The 4092-nt window shown below is 72.6% G+C and carries 4 protein-coding genes; 1 reads left to right on the forward strand and 3 read right to left on the reverse strand.

The window, feature by feature from the left end; genetic code table 11:
• Window positions 1-119 precede the first annotated feature (119 nt).
• The 3 genes from efeO to WML84_RS13405 all read right to left on the reverse strand — a co-directional run bounded on the left by efeO (window position 120) and on the right by WML84_RS13405 (window position 2930).
• Window positions 120-1355 (reverse strand): iron uptake system protein EfeO, encoded by a 1236-nt coding sequence (gene efeO / locus WML84_RS13395; protein WP_347346637.1) that lies wholly within the window; start codon window positions 1353-1355, stop codon window positions 120-122.
• A complete protein-coding gene (gene efeU, locus WML84_RS13400) occupies window positions 1352-2353 on the reverse strand; it encodes an iron uptake transporter permease EfeU (protein WP_347346638.1) in 1002 nt (333 codons plus the stop codon). Before efeU ends, efeO begins: the two co-directional genes overlap by 4 nt.
• A gap of 106 nt (window positions 2354-2459) precedes the next feature.
• Entirely contained in the window at window positions 2460-2930 is a 471-nt protein-coding gene (locus WML84_RS13405) for a hypothetical protein (protein ID WP_347346639.1), read from the reverse strand.
• A gap of 64 nt (window positions 2931-2994) precedes the next feature.
• Between WML84_RS13405 and WML84_RS13410 the strand changes: the two genes are divergently transcribed.
• Window positions 2995-4014, forward strand: coding sequence for a 2-oxoglutarate and iron-dependent oxygenase domain-containing protein (locus WML84_RS13410; RefSeq protein WP_347346640.1), 1020 nt, complete (start codon window positions 2995-2997; stop codon window positions 4012-4014).
• The last annotated feature ends 78 nt before the right edge of the window (window positions 4015-4092 follow it).

The following is a 4092-nucleotide window of genomic DNA, read 5'->3' on the forward strand; positions in this document are numbered from 1 at the left end:
GGGGGCGGTGGTCGCCGAGCCGTCGGCGGTGGTCGCGGACGCGCCGACGCCCGCGTCGGCGGCCGGGGGGACGGCATCCCCGCCGGTCGCCGCGCGGGCGTCGGGCGCGTCGGGTTCGGTCATTTCTCCAGGATCGTGGACGTCAGCTGCGACAGCGGCTCGGCCAGGGCGTTGATCAGGTCGGTGAGGGTGCGCTTGTCGGCGTCGGACAGCTCACGGTAGTTCACGAACCCGTCCGCGAGCGAGCCGTGCTCCGCGAGGGCCTCTTCGAGGTCGGCGTAGCCGGCCTGGATCTCCTCGACGAGCTTCGCGTCGTCGGCGCCCTTCGACGAGGCGAAGTCCTGCACGAGCGAGAACGCCATCTTCGAGCCCTCGACGTTGGCGGCGAAGTCCCACAGGTCGGTGCCCGACCACCAGTCCTCCTCGCCGGTGATCTTGCCGGTGGCGACCTCGTCCAGCAGGCCGATGGCGCCGTTGGAGATGCCGCCGATGCCCTGCTCGTCGAGCGCGGTCTGGAAGTCGTCGGAGTGCACGTAGTCGTAGAGCTCCTGCACGTCGGCCACGAGCTGCGCGCCGAACGCGGCGCGCTCGGCCGGCGTCGACGGCGCCCAGCCCTGCCACGCCGGGGTCACGTCGTCGGCGTTGAGGGCGTCCTGCGCGGGCACCCACAGATCCTTCTCGATGCGGTGGAACCCGGTCCACTCCAGTCCCTCGGCGACGGCGTCGACCTCGCGGTAGTCGATGCGCGGATCGAGGTCGCCGAGCGACTCGGCGACCGGCTCGATGCGCTCGTAGAACGCGCGCACCTGCGGGAACTGCGCGCGCGCGGCGTCGTCCTGACCCGACTCGTACGCCGTGGCGAACTCCTGCACGGCGGGCAGGAGCTGGCCGACCTGGTCCTTCACGAAGGCCGCGTAGAGGTTCACGGCCTGCTGCTTCTGCTCGGCATCCGGTCCGTCGATCGCGACGGCGTCGCCGGTGACGGTGAACGCGGCCCGGCCGACGCCCTCGCCGATCATGCCCGGCTTGCACAGCGTGAAGTAGTCGCCCGGCTGGGCCACCACGGTGAGCGTGCGCGAGGAGCCGGGCGCGATGTTCTCGACCTCGCCGACGATCCGCAGGCCGTCGCTCGCGAGCAGGTAGAACTCGGTGATCTGCTGGCTGCTGTTGGTCACGTCGAAGGCCAGCGTGCCGCTCTTGGCCGTCGCGGCCGACACGTCGCACGCGCCGTCGCTCGAGGTGACGGTGAGGGCGTCGGACGCCGCGACGTCGGCCTTCGCGACACATCCGGCGAGGGCGAGCGCGGCGACCGCGGTCGCGGTCAGGGCGCCGAGGGCGCGTCGTGAGGGGGTCATCGTTCTCCTTGCGGTTCGGCCGCCGCGAGCGCGGACGGCGTCGGTTCGGGGGCGGGCCGCGGCGCGTGCGGCGCGCGAGCGCGGACGAGGAAGACGGCGCCGACGATCGCGACGTACAGCAGCCACACGATCACCTGCAGCCACGACATGCGCGGCATGAAGCCCACGGTGGCCTGCAGGAGCGTGGCGAGCACGCCGCCGGGCGGGACGGTCGCGCTGACGTCGAAGGCCCACCCGAACGGGAAGCCGGCGGCGCCGACGGCGACCGCGCCCGTGGCCGGATCGAGGGGTGCCGCGGCGCTGAACGGGCCGGGCAGGACGCCGGCCTCCTGCAGGTCGTGGACGCCGTACACCAGGACGCCGGCGGCGACCACGATCAGGAGGGCCCCGGTCCAGGTGAAGAAGCGGCGGAGGTCCACGCGCACCATGCCGCGCGCGATCGCCCAGCCGAGGATCACGGCCACGCCGAGGCCCGACACGGTGCCGAGCAGCACGACCGGCGCGGCGGAGAAGTCCTGCACCATCGCCCACAGGATCAGGGTCGTCTCGATGCCCTCGCGGGCGACCGACACGAAGCCGATCACGACGATCCCCCCTCCCCACGTCACTCCACGCATCGCTGCGCGCTGCGCGGAGCCTCGGACGCGTGGGCCCAACGATCCGGCGGCGAGCGCGCGGTCGATCTCGCCCTCGAGACTGCGCTTGAGGGTGCGCCCCGCACGCTGCATCCAGAAGATCATCCAGGTGACGAGGGCGACGGCCAGGAGCGACATCGTGCCGCCGATGATCTCGGTCGCCTGGAACGTCAGCGCGTACGCGCCGAAGGTCAGCACCGCGCCGATCGCGAGCGACAACGCGACGGCGAGGCCGACCCCTGCCCACAGCCGCGGCAGCACGTCGCGCCGGCCGAGGCGGGCGAGGTAGGCGATGAGGATGCCGACGACGAGGGCCGCTTCGAGGCCCTCGCGCAGGCCGATGAGGAAGGACGGGAGGAACAAGCGGGCTCTGATCTGCTGGATGTGCGGATGCGGCGGAGGAGACGTCCCTGCCGCGTCGCAGGCCCGAGCCGTCGCTCAGGTTAGGCGGACCTCACTTAGCCTCACCTTAACTCGAAGGCGCCGTGCGGTCAAAAGGCGCGACGAGACGGATGCCGCGCGCCACCGTCACGATCCACACCACGAGGAGCGCGAGGATCGCGACGTCGGCGGCGATGTAGCCGTAGTGCAGCCACGACGGGCCCGGATCGCCGCCGGCGATGACGACGTCGCTGCGCGCACTGAGGGCGGGACGGATCGCGAGGCTCTGCACGGCGAGCACGAGCCACAGCATCCCGATCGTCACCCAGCCGCCGCGTGCGACACGGGGCCGCATCGCGGCGACCGCGGTGAGGGCGACGAGCAGCACGGCGCCCGCGATCGCGAGGGCCGTGAACACGATGCGGCCGATGCCGAGCCCGAGCGGGACCGTGATGCCGGGAGCGGTGAACTTCAGCGGCGTCTCGATGAACGAAAGCCCCAGGATCAGGCCGAACCACGCCGCGGGGACGGCGAGCCGGAGGACGAGCACGGTGCGCATGCGTCCACGGTAACGAACGGCAACACACCGGCGTCGGCCGTTCGGCCGTGACTATGGTCGTGCCATGTCCGAGCCGAACCTGCCCCTCCTCGATCTGTCGCTCCTCGACCAGGGCCCCGAGGCCGCCGCGCGATTCCGCGACGAGCTGCGCCACGCGACCCACGACGTCGGGTTCTTCTACCTGACCGGCACGGGAGTGACGCCCGAGCTGGAGGCGCGCCTGCACCGCACCGCGCGCGCGTTCTTCGAGCTGCCCGACGAGGACAAGCTCGCGATCGAGAACGTGCAGAGCCCGCACTTCCGCGGCTACACGCGCATCGGCGGCGAGCGCACGCAGGGCCGCGTCGACTGGCGCGAGCAGATCGACATCGGCCCCGAGCGCGACGCCGTGACCGATCCGACGGCGCCGGACTACTCCGTGCTCGTGGGGCCGAACCTCTGGCCGGCGGCGCAGCCCGAGCTGCGCGAGGTCGCCGAGGAGTGGCAGGACCACCTCTCCGGCGTCTCCCGCAAGCTGCTGCGCGCGTGGGCCCTGGCCCTGGGAGCCCCGGAGTCGTACTTCGACGAGCACTTCGGCGACCCGCAGACGCTGCTCAAGGTCGTGCGCTACCCCGGCAAGGACGACCCGACGCCCCAGCAAGGCGTCGGAGCGCACAAGGACTCCGGCGTGCTGACGCTGCTATGGGTCGAGCCGGGCAAGGGCGGCCTGCAGGTCGAGCGCGACGGCGAGTGGGTCGACGCCCCGGCGATCCCGGGGGCGTTCGTCGTCAACATCGGCGAGATGCTCGAGTACGCCACCGGCGGCTACCTCACCGCCACCAACCACCGCGTCGTCTCGCCGCGGTACCCCGACGACCGCATCTCGGTGCCGTTCTTCTTCAACCCCGCGCTCGAGGCGCGGCTGCCGGTCATCGACCTGCCGGCCGAGCTCGCCGCCGAGGCGCGCGGCGTGACGCAGGACCCGGCGAACCCCATCTACGGCGTGCACGGCGAGAACGCGCTGAAGTCGCGGCTGCGGGCCCACCCCGACGTCGCGGCCATCTGGCACGGCGACCTGGTCGCCGCGCGCGCCGCCTCGGTCTGACGCCCGCCGGCGTGGCCCGTCGCGGCATCCGCCGTCCTGCATCCGCCGCCCCCACCCCCGCCACCGACCGCGAGACTC

It is taken from the genome of Microbacterium sp., assembly GCF_039812165.1.
Lineage (GTDB): Bacteria > Actinomycetota > Actinomycetes > Actinomycetales > Microbacteriaceae > Microbacterium.